This is a genomic window from Actinoplanes sp. CA-015351, assembly GCF_050955685.1.
Lineage (GTDB): Bacteria > Actinomycetota > Actinomycetes > Mycobacteriales > Micromonosporaceae > Actinoplanes.
This window is the reverse complement of sequence record NZ_CP192102.1, coordinates 4,844,780-4,866,426: the sequence shown is the minus strand read 5'-3', so window position 1 is coordinate 4,866,426 and position 21,647 is coordinate 4,844,780. Positions and strand designations below refer to the sequence as shown.

Genomic DNA, 21,647 nt, shown 5'->3' with positions numbered 1-21,647 from the left:
GATGCCGGATTTGTTTCTCCCCTTGATTTACCGACCGGGTGGACGGTAAATAGGAGGTGTGAATCCTGCTGAGCTCTACGAGACCCATCGCGATCTTCTGGCGCGCGCTGTCGAGGCGACCGTCGCGCGGGACTACTGGTCGGCCTTCCCCGAGTCGCCCAGCAAGTCGGTCTACGGCGAGGAGGCCGCCCCGGCCGGTGAGCGCGCGTTCACCGCGCTGCTCGGCAAGCCGTTCCCGATCGACGTTCCGGGCGCCACCGGCACCGTCTCGACCGAGCGCTCGCCCTACGGCCTGGAGCTGGCCGTCAGCTACCCGCGCGCCGATCCGCTCGCACTGATCGCCGCCGCCCGCGCCGCAGCTCCCGGCTGGCGTGCCGCCGGGCCCGAGGGCCGGGCCGGTGTGGCCGCCGAGATCCTGCGCCGGATCAACGCCGCCTCCTTCGAGATGGCCCACGCCGTGCAGCACACCACCGGCCAGGCGTTCGTCATGGCGTTCCAGGCCGGCGGCGCGCACGCGCAGGACCGGGGTCTCGAGGCGGTGGCTTACGCCCTGGCCGCCACCACCCGCCTCCCGGCCCGCTCGTCCTGGGCCAAACCGCAGCGTGGTGGCGATCCCCTCACGCTGGAGAAGACCGCGACGGTCGTCGGCCGTGGCGTGTCGGTCGTGATCGGCTGCACCACGTTCCCCACCTGGAACAGCTACCCCGGCCTCTTCGCCAGCCTGGTCACCGGCAACCCGGTGATCGTGAAACCGCATCCCGGCGCGGTCCTGCCGCTCGCCATCACCGTGCGGATCTGCCGGGAGGTCCTGGCCGAGGCCGGGCTGAACCCCGACGTGGTCACCCTCGCCGCCGAGGAGCCCGGCGACGGCATCGCGGCGACCCTGGCCACCCATCCCGACGTGCGGATCGTCGACTTCACCGGCTCCAGCGAGTTCGGCGACTGGCTGGAGGCGAACGCGCGCCAGGCCGTCGTCTACACCGAGAAGGCCGGCCTCAACACGGTGATCGTCGACTCCACCGCCGACTACCGCGGCCTGCTGCGCAACCTCGCTTTCTCGCTCTCGCTCTACAGCGGCCAGATGTGTACGACGCCGCAGAACATCCTGGTGTCCCGCGACGGGATCGACACCGATGCCGGCCGTCGCAGTGCCGCCGAGTTCGGCGCCGACCTGGCCGCCGCGCTGGACGAGCTGCTCGGCGACCCCGCACGTGCGGCCGGGACGCTCGGGGCGATCGTCAACGACGGGGTGCTGTCCCGGGTCACCGAAGCTTCTGGCCTGCCGGGCGTGATCCATCCGTCGGCTGTCGTCGCTGACCCTGCATTCGCGACCGCACTCATCCGGACGCCGGTGGTGGCCGCTGTCGACGTCGCCGACGAAAAGGTCTACACCCGGGAGTGGTTCGGGCCGGTCTCGTTCCTGATCACCACGGAGTCGACCGCGGACAGCCTGCGGATCTTCACCGAGACGGTCCGAGCGCACGGCGCGCTGTCCGCGCTGGTGCACTCGACGTCGCATTCAGTGATCGCGGATGCGCGGGAGGCGGCGCTGGACGCCGGCGTGCACCTCTCGGAAAACCTGACCGGCGGGGTGTTCGTGAACCAGACGGCCGCGTTCAGCGACCTGCACGGCACCGGCGCCAACCCGGCGGCGACGGCGGCGCTGACCGACGACTGGTTCGTGGCCGGGCGGTTCTTCACCCTCCAGTCGCGGCGGCACTCATGACCGATTTTGATTCTTTCGACCAGGCCATCGCCCGTGACCAGCGAATCGAGCCGGCCGACGAGATGCCGGAGCGCTATCGCGCCACGATGATCCGGCAGATCGCCCAGCACGCCCACTCCGAGATCATCGGCATGCAGCCGGAAGGCGAGTGGATCACTCGGGCGCCGACGCTGCGCCGCAAGGCGATTCTGCTCGCCAAGGTGCAGGACGAGGCCGGCCACGGTCTCTATCTGTACTCGGCGGCCGAGACCCTCGGCGCCGACCGGGGCGACCTGACCCAGCGGCTCATCGAGGGCAGGCAGAAATACTCGTCGATCTTCAACTATCCGACGCTGTCGTTCGCCGACGTCGGCGTGATCGGGTGGCTCGTCGACGGCGCCGCCATCTGCAACCAGGTGCCGCTCTGCCGCAGCTCCTACGGGCCCTACGCACGGGCGATGATCCGGATCTGCAAGGAGGAGTCGTTCCACCAGCGCCAGGGCTACGAACTGCTGCTGACCATGATGAGCGGCACCGCCGCGCAGCGCGAGATGGTGCAGGACGCGGTGGACCGCTGGTGGTGGCCGTCGCTGATGATGTTCGGCCCGCCGGACGCCGACTCACCGAACACCGCCCAGTCGATGGCCTGGAAGATCAAGCGGCACACCAACGACGAGCTGCGCCAGCGCTTCGTCGACATGAGTGTCCCGCAGGCGGCCGGGCTCGGTGTCACGCTGCCCGACCCGGAGCTGCGGTGGAACGCGTCCCGCGAGCACTACGACTTCGGCCGGCCGGACTGGGACGAGCTGCGGCGGGTGATCTCCGGCGGCGGAGCGATGAACGAGCAGCGGATCGCCCGCCGGCGTCAGGCCGACACCGACGGCGCCTGGGTGCGTGAGGCGGCCGCCGCGCACGCGGCGAAAAACCTGGAGGTGGCTCGATGACCCGGCACGAGTGGCCGCTCTTCGAGGTTTTCGTACGCGCCAAGCGCGGGCTCAACCACGTGCACGTGGGCTCGCTGCGGGCCGCCGACCACGAGATGGCGCTGCACCACGCGCGTGATCTCTACACCCGGCGCAACGAAGGGGTCAGCATCTGGGTGGTCCGCTCCGACCAGGTCGCGGCGTCCGACCCGGGGGAGAAGCCGTCGTTCTTCGAGCCGAGCGCCGACAAGGTGTACCGGCACCCGACGCACTACACGATCCCTTCGACAGTGCCGCACATCTGAGGTGGGTTGCGATGGCCTTTGACGACGCGTACTCGGCGCTGACCGATCACGACGACGATGCCCGGTGGGCGTACGGCACCGGGTTCTCCGACCCGCTCGCCGCGGTGCCGTCCGCCGTGCCGGCGGATGTCGACGGTGCTGACCTCTCGCTGTACTGCCTGATGCTCGGCGACGACGCGCTGATCCTGTCGCACCGGTTGCAGGAGTGGGTGACCCGGGCGCCGGAGCTGGAGGACGAGCTGGCCATCGCGAACATCGCCCTCGACCTGCTCGGGCAGGCCCGGTTGCTGCTGAGCCGGGCCGGGACGGCGTCGGGTCCTTTGCTTTCGGGTTCTTTGCTTTCCGAAGACGCTCTGGCGTTCGGCCGGGATGCCGCTGAGTTCCGCAACGTGTGCCTGGCCGAGCGGCCGGACGCCGACTTCGCCTGTCTGGTGGGCCGGCTGCTGGTGATGGTCACGTGGCGGCTGGCGGCGTTCGACCGCCTGTCCTCCTCCCATGACCCGATGCTGGCCGCGATCGCCGCGAAGGGGGTGAAGGAGCTGACCTACCACCGCGACTACGCCGCCCAATGGGTGGTTCGCCTCGGCGACGGGACGGCGCTGTCCCATGCGCGGATGGCGTCGGCGATGGCGGAGCTGCTGCCGCTGACCGGGGAACTCTTCGCGACGCATCCGGTGGAGGCTCGTCTGGCCGACGCGGGTGTCGCCGTCGACCCGGTGTCGCTGCGTGCCGAGTTCGACGGGGTCATGGCCCAGGTGCTGGAGGCAGCCACTCTTGATCCCGCTCTTCCTGTCCCTCTTGATTCGGCTCTTGATGCCGCGGCTGGTTCGGTGGCGTGCGCCGGGCGCGATGGTGTGCACGGGGCCGCGCTCGACGAGATTTTGCGGGAGATGCAGAGTGTCGCTCGTGCTCTGCCCGGTGGTGTGTGGTGAGCGCGGTGGCCCGGGTTGCCGGGGCGCAGGCTCGGGCGGGTGCTGCGGCCCGGGTTGTCGGGTCGGTCGTCGATCCGGAGCTGCCGATGGTCACGCTCACCGAACTCGGGGTCGTGCGCGAGGTCCGGCAGGACGGGGACACGGTGGTGGTCACCGTGACGCCGACCTACTCGGGCTGTCCGGCGATGGAGAGCATCCGCGACGACATCCGGGCGTCACTGCGGCGGGCGGGTTTCGGGCGGGTGGATGTGCGTACCGTCCTCGCCCCTGCCTGGACCACCGACTGGATCAGCGAATCCGGTCGCCGCAAGCTCGCGGAAGCGGGCATCGCCCCACCGGGTCCGGCACCGCGCCGTGCCGCCGGGCCGGTTCCGCTCGCCCTGGTCGCCCGGCCGGTGGCGGTCGGCTGCCCCCGGTGCGGCAGCACGGAGACCGAGGTGGTCACCCCGTTCGGCGCGACCGCGTGCCGTGAGCTGCGGCGATGCCCCGTGTGCCGGGAGCCGTTCGAGCACATGAAGGAGATCTGACGTGCGAGGAACGGAGTTTCACGCGCTGCGGGTCAGGGCGGTCGACCGGCTCTGCGCCGACGCGGTCGCGGTGACGTTCGCGGTTCCCGACGATATCGCGGGCCTCTTCGACTTCCGGCCCGGGCAGTCGCTGACCGTGCGGCGCAGTGGTGGCGACGACGAACGGCGGACGTACTCGATCTGTGCTCCGGCCGGTGCCGCACCCCGGATCGGGGTCCGGGAGGTGCCCGGTGGGCTGATCTCGCAGTGGATCGTCCGGGACCTGCGACCCGGCGACCTGGTCGAGGTGGCGCCACCGGCGGGCAGCTTCACGCCGGACCTCGCCGCGGGCGGGCGGCACGTGCTGATCGCCGCGGGTTCGGGCATCACACCGGTGCTGTCGATCGCCGCCTCCCTGCTACGCGAACCTGGCGCCGAGGTGGTCCTGCTCTACGGCAACCGGCGATCAGACACGGTCATGTTCGCCGAGGAACTGGCTGACCTGAAGGACGCCTATCCGGATCGTCTGCAGATCGTGCACGTGCTCTCCCGGGAGATGCGGGAGGTCGAGCTCTTCAGCGGCCGCCTCGATGCGGGCCGATTGCGGGCGATGCTGCCGCTGCTGGTCGACGTGCCGGCGGTGGACCACTGGTGGCTGTGCGGCCCGTACGGGATGGTGACCGCCGCGACCGAGACGCTGGGGGAGTCCGGGGTGGAGCCGGCCCGCATCCACCGCGAGCTGTTCTGGGTCGACGAGGCACCTCCGGAGCCGGTGCGCGACGAGCGGGTTCCGGGCTCTTCGGGATCTCGCGGCGGTCCGGGATCTTCGAGTTGTGAGGTCACTGTCGTGCTGGACGGGCGGTCCACCACGCTCGGCGTCGATAACGGCGTCGCGCTGCTCGACGGGTTGCAGCGTTCCCGCCCGGACATGCCGTTCGCCTGCAAGGGCGGGGTGTGCGGCACCTGCCGGGCCCGCGTGGTCGACGGCGAAGTGACGATGCGCCGCAACTTCGCCCTCGACGCCGCCGAGGTGGGAGCGGGCTTCGTCCTCACCTGCCAGGCACAAGCCGTCTCCCCGAAAGTGGTGATCGACTTCGACCAATGAAACCCGCCCGTCCCGGTCTGCTCGCTTGCCTGGCTCGCTTGCCTGGCTTGCTTGCCTGGCCCGCAGACGGGGTGAGCATCCGTTCGGGTCGGATGTGTGGAGACCTGTTGTGGTTAGGGCAGTGGGTCCGGGCGCCAACAGATCTCCAAGATTCGCCGTGCTCCCTGCTGGTCCTCACCGTTCGTGACAGGGGGTGTCCGGCAACGTCTGAAGCCGGCTCCATGACGACCGTTCGGCTCCCGTCGGTGTGGTACCTCGGGCGGCGGAGGTGTTGACGCCCACCGCACCTGCGCGAGCCGTTTGTGCGCGCCCACCGCCCCTGCGCGAGCCGTTTTTGCGCGCCAACGCCCTTAGCGCGAGCTGTTCGTGGGCGCTGATCGGCCCAGGCCAGCGGGTAAGAGCGCCGGGGTACTGCGAAATCCCGGCTCGACAGCGTGAACGGGGCCGCACCTTACCGCTCGGTGCGTCTTCATCCACGCCATAGCCGGGACGCGAGCACACACACCGATTATGTGAGCGTTCATCACCGCTGGACGACTCTAATGACGGTCAACTGCCTTTGCCAGGGCGTAGATCTGGCTCTCGACGGGGCCGCCCGGCGGGGTGAACGCGACGGTCTCGATGCTGACCACCGTGAAGCCCTTACGCTCCAGCAGGGCCGCCAGATCGGCCTGCAGATAGCCGGAAACGGTCACCGGGACGCCCAGGAACTCCGTCGGAATACTGTCGGCGTCGAAGTTGACCATGCCGATGCCCAGGTAGCCGCCCGGCGTCAGCCAGCCTGGCACCTTCTCCAGGGTGGACTCGATCTGGGCCTTGCTCAGCATCAGCAGGGAGAAGAACGCGGTCACCGCGTCGAAGGTGCCGAAATCCGCGGGCAGCTCGGCGAAGTTCGCGTGGACGAACTCGGCGGCGGGGACCTGCTCACGGGCGTACCGCAGCATTGTCTCGGAGATGTCGACACCGACCACCCGGTGATCTGATTCAGTCAGGGTTTTCGCGGTGGGTACGCCAGTGCCGCAGCCCAGGTCGAGCACCGAGGCGCCGGCCGGGAGCAGGCCGCTGAGGCGTTCGGTCAGTGCGGCCTGGAACGGGTTGTGGCTGTGCTCGCCCTGGTACTTCTCGGCAAGTTGATCGAAAACCTCCATGCGCCGGACGGTACGGGAAGTCGATCTACTGTGGAACAGCCGTTCAGGGGACACGCGTGACGCGTTCGGCGTGGACGCGCTGGTCGAGTCGGGACCGGTCGAGGTTCGCGCAGAGGACGATCGATGCCCCTGCGGTCAGGGGCGCCATCAGCCAGATGAGGGGTTCCTCGACCGAGGAGGTCTCGATCAGCACCCGATCGCCGGCGGTGATGCCGCGCGAGCGGGCGACCTCGGCGGCGACCGCACCGTACTCGCCGAACGTCGTCCCGTCGACCGTCGCCACCTCATCAGTCACACCGCCGACAACCGGCGGCGGCGCGCCGAGGTGCGCCCGGGCGGCAGCCACAAAATCCCGATACCCCTCAGGCGGCAGATCGCGATACCCCTCAGCCTGCAGATCGCGATACCCCTCAGGCAGATCGCGGTGGCCCTCGGGCGACAACCTGCCGCGCGCCGCACCGGCGGGCGCGAGATCCAGCACGAACTGATGCGGCGCTGCCGGCACCTCGTCGAGCCAGCTGCCGACACGCCGCCGTTCCACGAACGTCACGTCGAGAGCACTCCCGGCATTGGAAGCACTCCCGGCATCGGTAGCACTCCCGGCTTCGGTAGCACGCCCGGCCTCAGCGGGAAACCCGGAGAGACCTGCCGTCGCCCACCCGCGGAACGACACCTCGATCCCGGCCGCCCACGCTCCCAGCAGCACCGCGGCGGTCTGCCAGTGCGGCGGCAGCAGCACCCCGGCCCGGCTGCCGCGACGCAACCCACACTCGTTGATCAGCAGGTCAGCGGTGGCGGCGACCCAGGTGCCGAGCTCCGGGGCGGTGAGCCCGAAGCGTTCGCCGGTCGCGTCGTCGTAATAGGTGACCAGTTCGTTCGTCATCGTCCTGACGAGCCTATCGGCGGAACACGGCCCGCCGGAATCGCCCGTCAGGCTGCCTGGAACAGGTGTGTCTCCCTGGCCCCGGCGGCATAGCGGACCAGCAGGTGAACCGTTTCCGGGCCGGCTTCACCGTCCGCGTCCAGGCCGGCCCGGCTCTGGAAGTAGCGCACCGCCTCGGTCAGCTGTGCCTCGTCCGGTCCGATCATGACGCCCATGTCGGCGAAGAGCGCGCGCAGGGTGGCGGGGTCGGCGGACGGGGTGCTGTCGTTCCAGCCGATCAGGCCGCCGACGGCGGTGCCGACCACACTGAGCATTCCTCGTGCGGACATCGTTGCCTCCCCATTCGAGCCGTTCGCGCTGATGTATCCAGCGTCGCGGTAACGGCTGTCAGGGACATCTGACGGAAGTCTCCGATTCCTGTGGGCCTCTGCCACTTTCGGCCGACCCCAAAGGCAACCGAAGTCAGCCCCGTGAAAGCAACCGAAGTCAGCCCCGTGAAAGCAGCCGAAGTCAGCCCCGTGCCGAGACCCAGGGACGACAGACCCTGGGCTGATGACGGCAAGGCCGAAATAGGACCGTGGTCCGATGACGCCGGGCGGCCCCGAAATTACGCTCGGCAGAGATGAGAGCTGGCCAGCGACACCAGCACCCGAGCGTCGGCACCGCTCAAGCCGTACCCCAGGAGGTTCTCCGCAACGGTGGGCCGCCGCTTGCCGGCGGCGAGTCCCTGGCAGGCCTGATCGCCCAGCTCGGTGATCTCTTCCGGTCGCCGGTCGAGCGCGACCTCGGGCAGCCGCCCCTGCACCGCGGCGACGAAACCGGCGGACGGCGTGGGTGACGGCCAGGTCGCGACGCGCGGCGGCGTGGGCGAGACCGAGACGGTGGCAGCGACGGAAACGGAATAGGAAGGAAGCGGAGATGGCACATCGGACGGCGCCTCAGAAGGCGCGACCGACGTCGTGGCCGGGCTGGGCGGCGCGGCCTGCGGCGCTGCGTTCTTCCATTCGGGTACGCCCGGAGCAGTCCCGCATCCGGCCAGGACCGGCAGAGCGGCAGTCACGAGGAGCAGGCAGGCGCGCTTCACTGCTCCTCCGAACCGGAGACGAGGGGATCGGAGGCATCCGAGGCGCGGGCTGTGGAGAACCGGGGAGTCAGCTGGGGGAGTGCTGTACGCAGGGCCGCTGCGGGCTCGGTGATCGTGGGGCCGAAGGGGCGGCGTTCGACTACCGTTCGCGTGGTGTTCGTGGGGGACACGCGGCAGACCTTAGAGGTCCGTGGCGTGCGTTCGCGGCGGCGCGCCGGGACTGGCCGGTCGGGTGGCACGAGCCACCCGGAAGGGCTACCGCTGACGGTGGAAAACACCCGGAAGGGCGACGCGGCGCACACAGCGAAGTCACAGAGCGCTCATCGCCAGACCCCAACGTGGCGGCGCATCGTCTTTCCCATGACCGATCTGCTGACGCGCCCCGCCGCCATCGACGAGCAGCCCGCCTTCCTGGTGACCCCGCCGCCGACCCACATCCCGCCGATGATGATCAAGCCGCCGCGGGACCCGCGGTGGAAGAAGCGGGTCGCCGGTGGCGCCGCGGTTCTCGTCCTGGTCGCCGGTGGCGGCAGCGCGGGGGCGTACTTCATGGAGGAGCACCTCAACAGCAGCACGTCGGTCGCAGTGGCCGGGGACGTCGCGACGATCACCGAGGGCACCGACCTCGCCCCGATCGTGGCGCAGGTGCAGCCGAGTGTCGTCACGGTCCTCGTCGACAGCAACCAGTCGTCGTCGCTCGGTTCCGGGGTGGTGCTCAGCGCCGACGGCCTGATCCTCACGAACAATCACGTGATCGAGTCGGACGGCACCGTCAGCGTGCGGCTCTCCACCGGGCAGACCGTGCCGGCCCAGGTGGTCGCGGCCGACGCCACTCACGACCTCGCGCTCGTGCAGGCGACCGGGTTGTCCGGGCTGACGCCGGTCACGTTCGCCACCGACGACACGGTCGCGGTCGGTGACACCGTCCTGGCCTTCGGGGCGCCCCTCGGCCTGGAAGGCACCGTCACGTCGGGCATCGTGTCGGCGCTTGACCGCAGCCTGGACACCGGGGAGGAGAAACTGACCGGCCTGCTCCAGACCGACGCCGCGATCAACCAGGGCAACTCGGGCGGCGCCCTGGTCGACACGTCCGGCCGGGTGGTCGGCATCAACGTCGCGATCGCCACCTCGGGCGACAGCACCGGCAGCGTCGGCCTGGGCTTCGCCATCCCGGCCGACACCGTCACCACCGTCGTCACCCAGCTCAAAGCCCAGGTCCGCTGACCGCCACAGACCCGCGACCAGCGCGACCCCGCGACCAGCGCGACCCCGCGACCAGCGCGACCCCGCGACCAGCGCGACCCCGCGACCAGCGCGACGCCGCGACCAGCGCGACCCCGCGACCAGCGCGACCCCGCGACCATGCCGGCCCGCGGCTTCGCCACAACGCCGCGGGATCCGCTAACCGGCCAAATGGCCCCACCGCGGCTCCAGCTCCTGCCACGTTCCCTGTGCCTCGGCCTGGCCGCCGATCAGCACGACCACCCGGTCGGCCTGTGCCAGCGCCGCCCGTTTCGAGGTCGAGCCCACGACGGTCACGCCGTGCGACCGCAGCGCCCGCCACAGCTCCAGCTCCGTCGTCACGTCCAGGGCGGACGAGACGTCGTCGGCGATCAGCAGTTCGGTGCGGGGTGCGAGCGCCCGGGCCAGGGCCAGCCGTTGCAGCTGGCCTCCGGAGAGCCGGGTGCCCTTGTGCCCGATGAGCAGGTGCAGGCCGCCGCCGGCTGCGCTCAGGTCGTGTTCCAGCTGGGCGACCGACACCGCGTCGGCCGCGTCCACCTCGTGGCCGAGCTGGATGTTGTCGGCCACCGTCCCGGAGAGCACCCGGGGCAGCTGGGCGACGTAACCCACCTGGTTGGGCCGCAGGAACATCTCCGGTTCGCGGACCGGTTCTCCGTTCCACCGCAGGTCGCCGGTGTGATGCACGATGCCGGCGAGTGCTCGCAGCAGCGATGACTTGCCGGAGCCGACCGGGCCCACCACGAGGACGAGTTCTCCACGTTCGACGGTGAGTTCGATGTCGCGTACCCCGAGGGCGCCGTTTTCGTGCACCGCGCTGAACTGATGCAGGTGCAGTGACCGCAGCGGGTTTCGGGGCGCCGAAGGCGGCGCGGGCGCCGTCCCGGCGGAGATGTCCACTCCCGGCACCGACGAGGAGTACTCGGAGACACCGGCCATCTCGACGGTGCGACGGGTCCACACCTTCGCCGACGGGAAGTGCGAGACCAGCGACGCGATCGTCCACGCGAACCACCGCGCCGACCCGAGGGTCGCCACCGCGATCAGTGTGGCTGCCGGGCTGAGCTGGCCGTTCAGGTACAGGTACCACGCCGCGATGGGCAGCAGCCCGCTCGCGACCGACGGGGTCGAGCGCGCCCAGACCTGGATCGCGATCTCCCGTCGTTGCAGCTCGCTGCGGGTCCCGTCGAGATCCGCGAGGTGCGCCAGGACCGGTTCGGTCGCGCCGGCGAGTTTCACCGTGCGGGCCGCCGACAGCGACGACACCAGCGACGTGGCGAACGCCGCGCGGGCCGCCACGGTACGCCGGGCCGCCTGCTCCAGCCGGGGCCCGAACAACGTCGCGGCCAGGCCGGACAGCACCATCGTGCCGACGAACAGGCCGGCCGGCACCGCTGACTGCGAGGTCAGCGTCATCGCCACCACGGTGATCACCGCGACGCCGTTGTCGATCAGGTTGTCGGCGAGCATCACGACCCGCTCGGTGTCACCGCCCTGTGCGACCACCTCGGCCGGGGTGTACTTGCTGACCCGGCGCGGACCGACCTGGCCCCGCATGAGCCGCAGGCTGATCCGCAGCATCTGCCGGACCCACCACTCCGGGAACCAGGCGCCGGTGAAGTACAGCGTCGGGATCAGCGCGAGCAGCGCGGCCGCGATGCCGATCGCCGGGTACAACGGGTTGCCCTGCCCGTCGACCACGTCGGCCCAGAGCAGCGGCAGGATCGCGCCGTCCAGCCCGAACAGCACCAGGAACACGAACAGGCCGACCGCGCCGAGACCGTATCGCTTGTCGTTGGACGCGAGGCGGACGATCTCCCGCATGGTGCGGGCGCGCGGCGGCTCGGGCAGCGGCGGGGGTTCGACGCTGGGCAGCGGCCCGGCGAGGGAGTCCTTGCCGAGTTCCTCCCGCGCGGCGGTGTCCCAGTCGTGTTCCTCGTTCTCGGTCAGCAGGCCGCCGCCGACCGGCGCCGGGGCTGCCACCACCAGGTTGCTGCTCGCCATCAGCTCGGCGAATCGCCGTGACTCGCTCAGCGGACCCTGTTCCAGAACTTCGCCGTCGGCGAGCACGACCACCTCGTCGCAGCGCTGCACGCTGGAGAGCCGGTGTGCCACGATCACGCCGATCCGGCCCTGCAGCAGCCGGTCGGTGGCGCGTTGCACCCACGCCTCGGTGACCGGGTCCATCCGGGCGGTGGCCTCGTCGAGGATCACCACGTGCGGGTCGCGGACCAGGATCCGGGCGAACGCCACCAGCTGTTCCTGCCCGGCGGAGAGCTTGTAACCGCTCTCTCCGAGCCGGGTGCCGATGCCGTCCGGCAGCCCTGCCACCCAGCTGGTCAGGCCCAGTTCGTCGATCGCGTTCTTCGCCTTGCCCAGAAGCTCCGGGTCGAACAGCGCGATGTTCTCGGCGAGCGTGCCGGCCAGGATCTCGGTGCGCTGCGGCACGATCGCGGTCCAGCGGCGCAGGCCTTCCACCCCGATGTCGTTCACGTCGACGCCGCCGAGGAACACCGTGCCACGCGGCACATCGACGGCTCTGGTGAGCAGCTTCGCGAGGGTGGACTTGCCGGAGCCGGTCCGGCCGATCAACGCGTACGAATGGCCTCTCTTGAATTTGATGTTGATGTTGGTCAGGACCGGCGGGCGGTCGGGGTGGTAACGAAAGGTGAGGCCGTGGACCTCGAGGTCGCCGTCGATCGGGTCGACGCCCTCGGTCGGCTCCTGCTTGACCTGGCCGAGCAGTTGCACGCGGCTCCAGGCGCCGAGTGCGTTCTGCAACTCGGGGACCATGCGGGTCACATGCTCGAGCGTGCCGCCGAATCCGAGCGCCAGGAGCCAGACCCCGGTGAGTCGCGCCGCGTCGATCTGTCCCGCCATCAGCGCCCAGGCCCCGGCGACAACCAAAACCGCGATCAGGGTACGCGTGATCGCACCGGCGCCCATCGTGATCCGGGAGGAGGAACGCCAGACCCGGCGGCCACGGCGCAGCACCTCGGCCGATCGCTGGGCATAGAGCCGCATCACGTAGGGCGCGGCGAGACTGGTTCGCACGTCATCCTGCCCGTGAACCGCTTCCTCGATCACCGACGCCAGGTCGGACCAGGCCTCCTCCTCGGCGATGCGGAGCGGGGAGATGCGCTGGACCGGTTTGTTCATGACGACGAAGAGGAGGATCGACACCACGATCATGGCGATCGCGGCGGGCCACCAGACGAAGAACGTCGTGACGATCGAGAGGAAGGCCACCGCGAGGGACTGCGCGAGCCGTACGCCACTGCCGCGCAGCTCGGAGCTGACCTGATAGACGTCGGAGTCGATGCGGTCGAGCAGCTCACCGACCGGCGTGTTCTCCAGGGTGGGCAGATCCTGGCCGAACGCGACCCGGTTGAGGCCGCGACGGACGCGGGCCGCCCAGTCGGCGGTCAATCGGGCCACCACCAGGCCGACGAAGACATCGCTGAGCACCCCGGCGACGAGGGCGATCACCAGAACCGTGAAAAGGCTCCAGGAACGGTCCACGAGCACCGGGCCGGCTAAGGCGAGCGCTATCGCCCCGCCTGCCGCGCCTAGGACGATCAGGAACGCGACGAGCGCGGTGCGACTTCGGCTTGTGGCCCACAGGTCGCGGAGCAGACGCATAGATAGTCCTCGGGCAGTCGGGGGAAGCGGTGACCCCATCCTGCGCGGAGGCCGGGAGACGGCTCAACCGGTTTATTCCCGGCAAATCCGCCTCCCGGCCGTTTATCAGACGCTTCCCAGGTACGTCTCCGCAGCCTGCGGGTCGGCGAACCAGGTGAGCAGGTCGTTCGGGTCCTCGAAGCCATGTGCGAATCGCCGGGCCACCGTCTGGCTGGCGCTCGCGGCGCCGAGGATCTGCTGGGCGTGCGGCGGCAGCGGCTGCAGCATCCCGTTGGTCCACAGCGTCACGGCCTGGCCGTGCGCCGCCCAGAACGACTCGAAGGTCGCCGTCATCCACTCCTCGTCGAACGGCTTGTCGCCGTTGGCCAGGATCGCCTGGAGGTAGTGGGCGGCCGCCTTCGCCGCGGTGTTCGCGCCCTGCCCGGTGATCGGGTCGTTGGAGATCACGATGTCGCCGATACCGAGCGCGATCCCGCCGCCGGGCAGGTGCGCCACCGGCTTGCGGACGGCCGGGGTGAGCCGCCCCGTGATCGTCGCCTGCTCGTCGGTGAGCGTGACGTCGCCGCAGCGCTCGGCGAACCAGGGCAGGTTCTCCTTGATCAGGCCGAGCATGATCTCCAGGTGGTCCTCGGCCGGCCGCGGGTTTTCAGTCGGCCGCGGGTTTTCAGTCGGCCGCGGGTTTTCAGTCGGCTGCGGGCTTTCGGCCGGTTGTCCCTCGAAGACGTCGAGCGGGCCGCCCGGGATGGCCTCCCAGAACAGGATGTCGCACGGGCCGCTCTTCGTCAGCGACGGGATCACGAACAGCTCGCCGAGACCCGGGATCGCGTGAAACTCCACGTGCGGCTCCGGCCAGGCCGGATCCGGCGCCAGCCCGTGCACGTACGCGACAGCCAGGGCACGCTGCGGCTCTGCGTACGGTGACCGTTCCGGATCACGGTCGAACGCCGCGACGAGGTCACCACGGCCGGCCGCGACGATCGTCAGGTCGTACCGTGGCGTCAGGGCTTCCAGGTAGCTGAGGCTCACCGGCTGGTAGACGACCTCGACGCCGGCCTGCTCGGCCTCGGTCAGCCACTGGGCGAACTTGATCCGCTGGTCGGTGGAGTAGGCCGGCCGGTCCAGCGGTGCGGTGAACTGCAGTGCCAGGTTCCCCGGCGGGGCGGCCAGCATCACGTGCAGGCCGTGGATCGGTGGTGCGGCCTGGTCCCAGTGGTTCAGGCCGTAGGCACGCTCCAGCTCCAGGGCCGGATCGAACATGGCCTGGGTCGAGGTGGGTCCGCCGTCCCGGATCTCGGCGGGCGTACGCGCCGACATGAGAGTGACCTGGTGACCCTCGGCCTTGAGGCTCAGTGCCAGTTGAAGCCCGGCCTGGCCGGCGCCGACTATCAGGATGTTGCGCAAGCTGTGTCTCCCCGTGTCTGAGGTCCGTCAGTGATCCACGCCCCCGCAAGCACCGTACACAGTGAAGTCCGAAAATGACTATCAGTAGGATCACTGTCTGTTGTGGATGGTGAACGGAGGGTTGGCTGAGCAGCCCGAATCCCGCCCGATGGTGAGCGATTTCCAACAGAGGGCTGCGCAGAAGGTCTCAAGACCCCGCAGCGCCCGCGAGAACGCGGCATGCTGGCTGGCTGGCTGGCTGGCTGGCGTTGCGGCGGAGGCGGTGAACGCACGCATAAACGTTCAGTGTGCGTTCACCGCCCCCAAGCGGCGGCGAACGCACACGTAATCGGCGGCGTGGACATCAGCGAGCGACGATGATTCGAACCCCGTCTGCGAAGCCTCAATAGGTACACGCGACGGACAGGTACGTGGACGAGGTCGCACGCAGCGACACTTTGCATCGACGAGGTCGCACGCAGCGAGACGTCCGCGCGGATGAAGTCGCACGCAACCACTTCGTGCGACTTCATCCGCGCCAGGGTCACGTCCGCTGGCGTGGTGTAAGAGGCGGCCAGCGCTGATCCGTGTGTGTTGATCTTATGCGGCGATCGCGGTGGTTTCGACGATTTCGGTGTCGTGTTGCTCGGTATCGATGCTGGTCAGGCGTGCTTTACGGAGAACATCAAGGCCCATGTAGCGGCGTCCTTCGACCCATTCGTCGGTTTGCTCGGCCAGGACCGCGCCGACGAGGCGGATGATCGCGGCCCGGTTCGGGAAGATCCCGACAACGTCGGTGCGGCGCCGGATCTCCTTGTTCAAGCGTTCTTGCGGGTTGTTCGACCAGATCTGACGCCACAGCTCCCGCGGGAACCCGGTGAAGGCGAGCAGGTCACCGCGGGCGTCGTCGAGGTGCTCGGCCGCGTCGGGGAACTTCGCGGCGATCGTGTCGAGAACCCGCTCGAACTGCGCCCGGACAGCGTCGGCGTCGGGCTGGTCGAAAATTGTACGGACCAGCGTCGCGACCCACGGTTGTGCGCTCTTCGGGACCTTCGCGAGCAAATTACGCAGGTAGTGGGTGCGGCAGCGCTGCCACTGCGCCCCCGGCAGCGCGGCGCCGATCGCGTTGACCAGACCACGGTGAGCGTCGGAGACGACCAGACGGACCCCGGACAGCCCACGGGCGGTCAACGAGCGCAGGAACGCCAGCCAGCCGGCACCGTCCTCGTCGGACGTGACGTCGAGACCCAGTACCTCACGGCCGCCGTCACCGTTGACACCGACCGCGACCAGGGCGTGCACGTTCACCGTCCGGCCGTTCTCCCGCACCTTGATGACCAGGGCATCGACCCACACAAACGTGTACGGGCCGGCGTCCAGAGGCCGGTTACGGAACGCCTCGACCTGGACATCGAGGTGGCGGGCCATCTCCGAGACCTGCGACTTCGACAGAGACTTGACGCCGAGCTGCTCGACAAGTTTCTCCACCCGCCGTGTCGACACGCCAAGCAGATACGACGTCGCGACCACACTGACCAGGGCCTGTTCAGCCCGGCGCCGGTGTTCGAGCAGCCAGTCCGGAAAGTATGAACCCGTGCGCAGTTTCGGGATCGCCAGCTCGACCGTGCCGGCCCGGGTGTCCCACTCCCGCTGGCGGTATCCGTTACGCGAGTTGGTGCGCTCGTCGCTGCGTTCGCCGTAGCCGGCCCCGCACAGGGCGTCGGCCTCAGCAGACATCAACGCGTCCGCGAAAGTTTTCACCATCGCCCGCAGTACATCAGGGCTCGCCGATTCCAGATGCTGGCCCAGCAGCTCAGCGACGTTCAAACTCTCTGTTGCGGCCATCGCAGGTCTCTCCTTCGTGATCTTCAAGCAATCCGAAGGATCTGCGATGGCCGCCTCTTACGTCCCGGAAAGTCCAGGTCGTACACCACTTCGGTGGACGTGACCCCGCGCCAGGGCCGAGACAGGGGCACACACATGCGCTCCGTGCGGCTTTGTCACCGTTACTGGTTCTTGAGTGCGCCCATGTCGAGGCCGGGGCGACTGGCAACAGCAAGAGCCGGTCACTGCGGCGGCGGCAACTCATGACATGTGCAAGCGCCGGCGCGGTCCCGTCCGGCCGGGTTCCATCGCTGCTTCGGAGGCATCGGGCAATGAGGCCCCGCCGGAGCCGCCACTCGGCCCGCCGGCCCTACCCCGCTATGCCCGGCGTCGCCCGCTCGGCTCGGCCCGGCTCGGCCCGGCTCGGCTCGGCTCGGCTCGGCCTGGCGTTGCCCGGCTCTGCCCGGCCCGGCACCCCGCCGGGCGATCTTGGGGAACCTCGCCCATGTGGCGGCCCGAAGTTGTCGAGGTCGCGAGGTGCGGCACCGGCGGGAGGGCGGCGCGCGGGCCTCGGCATTCAACTATGGTGCGAGCGGCGTCGCAGTGGCGGGGACGGGACCGGCGCGAGTGGTCCCAACGCCCTGTTGAGTGCCGCGGATGGCGAAGGGCGTTGCCCGGTCTCACGGGACGGCGCCGGTGGTCGAATGGACATGGGCGCCGCGGGCGGGCAAGGCTCAGCCGCCCGCCGCCCGCCGCCCGCCGCCCGCCGCCCGCCGCCCGCCGCCCGCCGCCCGCCGCCCGCCCGCCTGCCGCCCGCCGCCTGCCGCCCGGCGACCTGGGGGGGGGTTTGCTCGGGGGCCTCTGGGTGGCGGCTGTGCGTGGTGGCGCGGACGGGTGCGTGTGGCGGCGGGCTAAGGCCGGGAGTGGCCGAGGGCCGAGGGCGGCTAAGGCCGGGAGTGGTTAAGGCCGAGGCGGCTAAGGCCGAGGCGGCTAAGGCCGAGGCGGCTAAGGCCGAGGCGGCTAAGGCCGGCGGGGGCTAAGGCCGGCGGGGGCTAAGAGCGGCGAGGGCTAAGAGCGGCGGGGGCTATGAGCGGCACGGGCTATGAGCGGCGGGGGCTATGAGCGGCGGCGGCTAAGAGCGGCGGTGGGGGATTACTTGGGGGTGTGGAGGGTCAGGAGGGTGATTTCGCTGGGGGCGAAGATGCGGAACGGCGGCCCCCAGAAGCCGGTGCCCCGGCTCGTGTAGAGCTGGGTCCGCTCGGAGTGGCGGGACAGGCCCTGCAGGACCGGCTGGTCGAGGCGGACCAGGTAGTGGAAGGGCCACATCTGGCCGCCGTGGGTGTGGCCGGAGAGCTGGAGGTCGACGCCGTGGGAGACCGCGCCGGTGATCTGGTGGGGCTGGTGGGCCAGGAGCAGGATCGGCTGCGACGGGTCGGCGCCGGCCAGGGCGGCCTCGTGGTCGGTGTGGTGGCCGGGCAGGCCGGAGCCGGCGGCGGTGCGGTCGTCGACGCCGGCGACGATCAGGGAGTCGCCGCCCCGGGTCACCACGAGGTGGCGGTTGTGCAGGGCGTCCCAGCCCAGCGACGTCATGTGCTCGACCCAGCCGAGGGCGCCGCTGAAGTACTCGTGGTTGCCGGTGACGTAGACCCGGGCGAACGTCGCCTGCACGTCGGCGAGCGGGGCGGCCATCGAGAGGCGCTGCTGGACCTCGCCGTCGGCGATGTCGCCGGTGTGCGCCACGATGTCCGCGTCCAGCGAGTTGATCACCTTGGTGACGCCCTGGGACCAGCGGGTGCGGTCGATCGGGCCGTAGTGCGTGTCGGTGATCAGGACGACGCGCAAGCCGTCCAGGCCGGGGCCGAGGCGGGGGATCGTGACGTCGACGCGGCGCACCCGGGAGACGCGCATCGCTTCCGCGTACCCCCAGAGGAGCAGGACCGCGGCGATCAGAAGGACCACCGCGGTGACCACCCGGGAGCGCACCGGATCGTCGACGCCGGCGAGGCGCAGGGCGAGGCCGAAGGCCTGGCCGATCACCGACCAGGTGAAGAGCACCCAGACCACGCCGAGCAGGGTGTCGGCGATGCGGGAGGCGGTGTCGCTGTGACCGCCGTGGCCGCGGAACATCAGCACCGGGAAGCCGAGCGCGGTCAGGACGACGAGCGCGGTGCCGGCGACCTGCACCCCGGGAGGCCAGTCGTTGCCGGACCACACCAGCGTCACCAGCGGCACGCCGAAGAGCAGCGCCACGACCGCCAGCACCACGAAACCGAACATCGCGCGTCGTGGCGAGCGACGTTTCGGCTCGCTCCCGACAGCCTCACCCACGGAACCCACCGACATGAGCGCAAGCATGCCACGCAGGTCCGACAAAACCCGTTCAGGCTGGTCGCAAGCTGTGAAGCAGCTCAGGTTCGACAAGCAGATCGGCGCGCGAGCGGGTGGCGGCGATCAGTTCGGCGTTGCGTTCGTCGGTGCCGGTCGCCCAGGCCACCGCGTCGTCAGGCGTCTTGCCGAACCGGACGTGCCGCTCGATCAGGCGGCGTAGCCGTTCGGCCGGGTCCAGGCCGGCGTACCAGACCTCGGTGAGCAGCGAGCGCACCGGCCGCCAGCGTTCGTCGTCGATCAGCAGGTAGTTGCCCTCGGTGACGATGAGGCGGGCGGCCCGGGGGACGGGGATCGCTCCGGCGACGGGCTGCTCGAGAATCCGTTCGAAGCCCGGCGCGTAGATCATCGGGTCCTGGTCCTCGACGAGCCGGCGCAGCAACGCGGCGTACCCATAGGCGTCGAACGTGTCCGGGGCGCCCTTGCGATCGCGCAGGCCGAGGCGGTCGAGTTCGACGTCGGCGAGGTGGAAGCCGTCCATCGGCACGTGCGCCACCCAGCCCGGGCCGTTGCCCGCGGCCAGGGCCGCGACCAGGTGCGAGGCGAGCGTGGTCTTGCCGGCGCCGGGCGGCCCGGTGATACCGAGAACCGCGCGTCGGCCGCCGTTCGCAAGAGCGGAAGCGCGCGTGACGAGATCCGCGAACGTGCACGTCATGCGGGTGACCGTACCGGTACTCCTATCGGGGTCGGATCGAGGACTCAGGAGGCCGCCGGACCGTTCGGGCGATGTGCCGGTCTGGACACCCGGCGGAATCTGGCGAAGGTATCCGAACACATGGGGGAGTCAGATGATCACCAAGGGTGTTGTCGCGGCCGTCGTGGGGGCAGCCGCGCTCCTGGTCCCAGCCGCGCCGGTCCCAGCCGCACCGGTCCCAGCCGCACCGGCTGCGGCCGCGACAGGCTTCCGGACGATCGCCTCCGGCCTGGACAACCCACGAGGCATCACCTTCGGTACGCACGGCGAGCTCTACGTCGCCGAGTCCGGCCGGGGTGGCGCGGGGCCGTGCCAGGCCGGGCCGGAGGGCGGTCAGGTCTGCTTCGGCAGGTCCGGGGCGATCACCGTCGTCGCGCAGGGCCGGCAGTGGCGGGTTGTGTCCGGCCTCCCGTCGCTCGCGTCGCCGGAGGGCACCGAGGCGACCGGGCCGTCGGACGTGGCGATCGGCGAGGACGGCCGGCTGTACTACACGCTCGGTCTCGGCGGCAGCCCGGACCTGCGTACGCAGGTGCCGCAGCTCGCCGGCATGGCGAAGCTGTACCGGGCCGGCCGCTCACCGTCCGTGCTGGCCGACATCGGCGGGTACGAGAAGAGCGCCAACCCGGACGGGGTGAGCCCGCCGGACACCAACCCGAACGGCCTGCTCGCCACCGAACGCGGCCAGCTCGTCGTGGACGCCGGCGGCAACTCGCTGGTCCAGGTCGGCCGGCGTGGCCGGATCACCACGGTCGCGACGTTCCCGCGGCGCCCGGCGAAGGCGCCGGACGGCACCACGATCGACATGGAGGCGGTGCCGACCGCGGTGACCCGTGGCCCGGACGGCGCGTACTACGTCAGCGAGCTGACCGGGTTCCCGTTCCCGGCCGGTCAGGCGCGGATCTGGCGGGTCGTGCCGGGGCAGGCGCCCCGGGTCTTCGCGTCCGGGTTCACGAACATCATCGACCTGGCCTGGGCGCCCGGCGGCCGGCTGTACGCGCTGGAGATCGCCCACAAGGGACTGCTCTCCGGTGACCGCACCGGCGCTCTGATCCGGGTGGACCGCAAGGGCAGGCACGCCGTGGTGGCGTCGGCCGGGCTGACCGCGCCCGGTGGTGTGGCGATCCGCGGCAAGTACGCGTACGTCACGAACTGCAGTGTCTGTCAGGGTACGGGTTCGGTGGTGAGGGTCAGCCTGAGAAGCTGAGTCCCAGGCGCAGGCCGGCCACCCCGGCCGGGGAGAGCGGGCGAGCTGTGGCCCGGCACAGATCCGAGCGGACCTGTGCCGGCAGCTCGTCGCCGAGGGCGCAGAGAGCCGGGAACAGATCGAGCACCTGCCGGTGGGTGAGCGCGCCGGCGCCGATGAGCAGGCCGTTCAGCGCGGTCCGGCTCTCCACCAGCTCGGAGCAGAGCTGCATCCGCCAGGCCACGTCGTGCACGTGGTCGGCGAACTCGCGGGCGATCCGGTTGCCGGAGGGCGCCCGGAGGCCGCCGATCGAGGACTGCCGGAAACGGGCCACCGACGGCGCGAGCCGGCAGGCGATGCCGAGCCGGCGGGCCAGCTGCGGAACGGTGAGCACGTCGAGGCCGGAGGAGCAGCTCTCGCAGAGCCGTTCGAAGGTCTTCGCGTGAACCACCGACGCCGGCCGCTGGCAGGCGCCGTCGAGACCGCAGATCGGGTCGAGGATCACCTCGGTGAGGGTGCCCTCGTGGTCGAACCGCCCGACGGCGAAGTAGGTCGCCGGGACGGTGCGGTAGTGGGCAAGGGCGGCGCGGGCGCTGACGTATCCGTCTGGGTCGACGCCGATGCGGGGCACACCGTCGTCGGTGTGCAGCTGGATTAACCGGAACATGGTGCGCGCTCCCGGGGTAGAGCTTCCCTGTCGTTCTCCGAT

At 70.3% G+C, this 21,647-nt stretch carries 19 protein-coding genes; 8 read left to right on the top strand and 11 right to left on the bottom strand.

The genetic code is table 11. From position 1 onward, the window contains the following. Positions 1–58 precede the first annotated feature (58 nt). The 6 genes from paaN to paaE all read left to right on the top strand — a co-directional run bounded on the left by paaN (position 59) and on the right by paaE (position 5,476). Entirely contained in the window at positions 59–1,726 is a 1,668-nt protein-coding gene (paaN, locus tag ACQP2E_RS22510) for a phenylacetic acid degradation protein PaaN (protein WP_433824911.1), read from the top strand. Next, positions 1,723–2,649 carry a 1,2-phenylacetyl-CoA epoxidase subunit PaaA gene (paaA, locus tag ACQP2E_RS22505; protein WP_433824910.1) on the top strand — a complete coding sequence of 309 codons (927 nt, stop codon included), beginning with the start codon at positions 1,723–1,725 and terminating at the stop codon, positions 2,647–2,649. Before paaN ends, paaA begins: the two co-directional genes overlap by 4 nt. Further along, positions 2,646–2,933, top strand: coding sequence for a 1,2-phenylacetyl-CoA epoxidase subunit PaaB (gene paaB / locus ACQP2E_RS22500; RefSeq protein ID WP_433824909.1), 288 nt, complete (start codon positions 2,646–2,648; stop codon positions 2,931–2,933). The genes paaA and paaB overlap by 4 nt, the downstream gene beginning before the upstream one ends. Before the next feature lie 11 nt (positions 2,934–2,944). Beyond that, a complete protein-coding gene (gene paaC / locus ACQP2E_RS22495; RefSeq protein ID WP_433824908.1) occupies positions 2,945–3,865 on the top strand; it encodes a 1,2-phenylacetyl-CoA epoxidase subunit PaaC in 921 nt (306 codons plus the stop codon). 86 nt (positions 3,866–3,951) lie between these two features. Beyond that, the gene (gene paaD / locus ACQP2E_RS22490) at positions 3,952–4,392 is read left to right on the top strand and encodes a 1,2-phenylacetyl-CoA epoxidase subunit PaaD (RefSeq protein ID WP_433834008.1); all 441 of its coding nucleotides are present in this window, start codon (positions 3,952–3,954) and stop codon (positions 4,390–4,392) included. A 1-nt stretch (position 4,393) separates the two neighbouring features. Continuing rightward, positions 4,394–5,476 carry a 1,2-phenylacetyl-CoA epoxidase subunit PaaE gene (paaE, locus tag ACQP2E_RS22485; RefSeq protein WP_433824907.1) on the top strand — a complete coding sequence of 361 codons (1,083 nt, stop codon included), beginning with the start codon at positions 4,394–4,396 and terminating at the stop codon, positions 5,474–5,476. 539 nt (positions 5,477–6,015) lie between these two features. On the opposite strand, the gene ACQP2E_RS22480 is transcribed toward paaE, so the two are convergent. The 5 genes from ACQP2E_RS22480 to ACQP2E_RS22460 all read right to left on the bottom strand — a co-directional run bounded on the left by ACQP2E_RS22480 (position 6,016) and on the right by ACQP2E_RS22460 (position 8,761). Then, a complete protein-coding gene (locus tag ACQP2E_RS22480) occupies positions 6,016–6,624 on the bottom strand; it encodes a class I SAM-dependent methyltransferase (RefSeq protein WP_433824906.1) in 609 nt (202 codons plus the stop codon). A 43-nt stretch (positions 6,625–6,667) separates the two neighbouring features. Next, positions 6,668–7,507, bottom strand: coding sequence for a TIGR03089 family protein (locus ACQP2E_RS22475; protein WP_433824905.1), 840 nt, complete (start codon positions 7,505–7,507; stop codon positions 6,668–6,670). Positions 7,508–7,554: 47 nt separating this feature from the next. Then, positions 7,555–7,836: a peptidoglycan-binding protein gene (locus ACQP2E_RS22470; protein WP_433824904.1), complete on the bottom strand. Its 282-nt coding sequence runs from the start codon at positions 7,834–7,836 to the stop codon at positions 7,555–7,557. Positions 7,837–8,114: 278 nt separating this feature from the next. Beyond that, positions 8,115–8,567 (bottom strand): DUF732 domain-containing protein, encoded by a 453-nt coding sequence (locus ACQP2E_RS22465; RefSeq protein ID WP_433824903.1) that lies wholly within the window; start codon positions 8,565–8,567, stop codon positions 8,115–8,117. 20 nt (positions 8,568–8,587) lie between these two features. After that, a complete protein-coding gene (locus ACQP2E_RS22460) occupies positions 8,588–8,761 on the bottom strand; it encodes a hypothetical protein (protein ID WP_433824902.1) in 174 nt (57 codons plus the stop codon). Positions 8,762–8,951: 190 nt separating this feature from the next. Between ACQP2E_RS22460 and ACQP2E_RS22455 the strand changes: the two genes are divergently transcribed. Next, positions 8,952–9,815 carry a S1C family serine protease gene (locus tag ACQP2E_RS22455; RefSeq protein WP_433824901.1) on the top strand — a complete coding sequence of 288 codons (864 nt, stop codon included), beginning with the start codon at positions 8,952–8,954 and terminating at the stop codon, positions 9,813–9,815. Between the two features lie 177 nt (positions 9,816–9,992). Here the strand turns inward: ACQP2E_RS22455 and ACQP2E_RS22450 are convergent, their stop codons facing one another. From ACQP2E_RS22450 to ACQP2E_RS22430, 5 genes are all read right to left on the bottom strand, one after another. Beyond that, positions 9,993–13,472: an ATP-binding cassette domain-containing protein gene (locus ACQP2E_RS22450; protein WP_433824900.1), complete on the bottom strand. Its 3,480-nt coding sequence runs from the start codon at positions 13,470–13,472 to the stop codon at positions 9,993–9,995. Between the two features lie 105 nt (positions 13,473–13,577). Next, positions 13,578–14,873: a styrene monooxygenase/indole monooxygenase family protein gene (locus tag ACQP2E_RS22445; RefSeq protein WP_433824899.1), complete on the bottom strand. Its 1,296-nt coding sequence runs from the start codon at positions 14,871–14,873 to the stop codon at positions 13,578–13,580. 579 nt (positions 14,874–15,452) lie between these two features. Further along, positions 15,453–16,697 carry an IS256 family transposase gene (locus ACQP2E_RS22440; protein WP_433824898.1) on the bottom strand — a complete coding sequence of 415 codons (1,245 nt, stop codon included), beginning with the start codon at positions 16,695–16,697 and terminating at the stop codon, positions 15,453–15,455. 1,131 nt (positions 16,698–17,828) lie between these two features. Next, positions 17,829–19,031 (bottom strand): metallophosphoesterase, encoded by a 1,203-nt coding sequence (locus ACQP2E_RS22435; RefSeq protein ID WP_433824897.1) that lies wholly within the window; start codon positions 19,029–19,031, stop codon positions 17,829–17,831. Positions 19,032–19,056: 25 nt separating this feature from the next. Continuing rightward, a complete protein-coding gene (locus tag ACQP2E_RS22430) occupies positions 19,057–19,716 on the bottom strand; it encodes a nucleoside/nucleotide kinase family protein (RefSeq protein WP_433824896.1) in 660 nt (219 codons plus the stop codon). Positions 19,717–19,849: 133 nt separating this feature from the next. On the opposite strand from ACQP2E_RS22430, the gene ACQP2E_RS22425 reads away from it, so the two are divergent. Beyond that, on the top strand, positions 19,850–20,959 hold the full coding sequence (locus ACQP2E_RS22425) for a ScyD/ScyE family protein (RefSeq protein ID WP_433824895.1): 1,110 nt from the start codon (positions 19,850–19,852) through the stop codon (positions 20,957–20,959). On the opposite strand, the gene ACQP2E_RS22420 is transcribed toward ACQP2E_RS22425, so the two are convergent. Next, on the bottom strand, positions 20,943–21,605 hold the full coding sequence (locus ACQP2E_RS22420) for a hypothetical protein (protein ID WP_433824894.1): 663 nt from the start codon (positions 21,603–21,605) through the stop codon (positions 20,943–20,945). The two genes, ACQP2E_RS22425 and ACQP2E_RS22420, sit on opposite strands and share 17 nt — an antisense overlap. Positions 21,606–21,647 lie beyond the last annotated feature (42 nt).

Coding starts and splice junctions, on each gene's coding strand:
- ACQP2E_RS22440 (WP_433824898.1), bottom strand. CDS start 16,697: ATGGCCGCAACAGAGAGTTTGAACGTCGCTGAGCTGCTGGGCCAGCAT.
- ACQP2E_RS22480 (WP_433824906.1), bottom strand. CDS start 6,624: ATGGAGGTTTTCGATCAACTTGCCGAGAAGTACCAGGGCGAGCACAGC.
- paaB (WP_433824909.1), top strand. CDS start 2,646: ATGACCCGGCACGAGTGGCCGCTCTTCGAGGTTTTCGTACGCGCCAAG.
- ACQP2E_RS22475 (WP_433824905.1), bottom strand. CDS start 7,507: ATGACGAACGAACTGGTCACCTATTACGACGACGCGACCGGCGAACGC.
- ACQP2E_RS22430 (WP_433824896.1), bottom strand. CDS start 19,716: ATGACGTGCACGTTCGCGGATCTCGTCACGCGCGCTTCCGCTCTTGCG.
- ACQP2E_RS22435 (WP_433824897.1), bottom strand. CDS start 19,031: ATGCTTGCGCTCATGTCGGTGGGTTCCGTGGGTGAGGCTGTCGGGAGC.
- paaC (WP_433824908.1), top strand. CDS start 2,945: ATGGCCTTTGACGACGCGTACTCGGCGCTGACCGATCACGACGACGAT.
- paaA (WP_433824910.1), top strand. CDS start 1,723: ATGACCGATTTTGATTCTTTCGACCAGGCCATCGCCCGTGACCAGCGA.
- paaD (WP_433834008.1), top strand. CDS start 3,952: ATGGTCACGCTCACCGAACTCGGGGTCGTGCGCGAGGTCCGGCAGGAC.
- ACQP2E_RS22425 (WP_433824895.1), top strand. CDS start 19,850: ATGATCACCAAGGGTGTTGTCGCGGCCGTCGTGGGGGCAGCCGCGCTC.
- ACQP2E_RS22470 (WP_433824904.1), bottom strand. CDS start 7,836: ATGTCCGCACGAGGAATGCTCAGTGTGGTCGGCACCGCCGTCGGCGGC.
- ACQP2E_RS22420 (WP_433824894.1), bottom strand. CDS start 21,605: ATGTTCCGGTTAATCCAGCTGCACACCGACGACGGTGTGCCCCGCATC.
- ACQP2E_RS22450 (WP_433824900.1), bottom strand. CDS start 13,472: ATGCGTCTGCTCCGCGACCTGTGGGCCACAAGCCGAAGTCGCACCGCG.
- ACQP2E_RS22455 (WP_433824901.1), top strand. CDS start 8,952: ATGACCGATCTGCTGACGCGCCCCGCCGCCATCGACGAGCAGCCCGCC.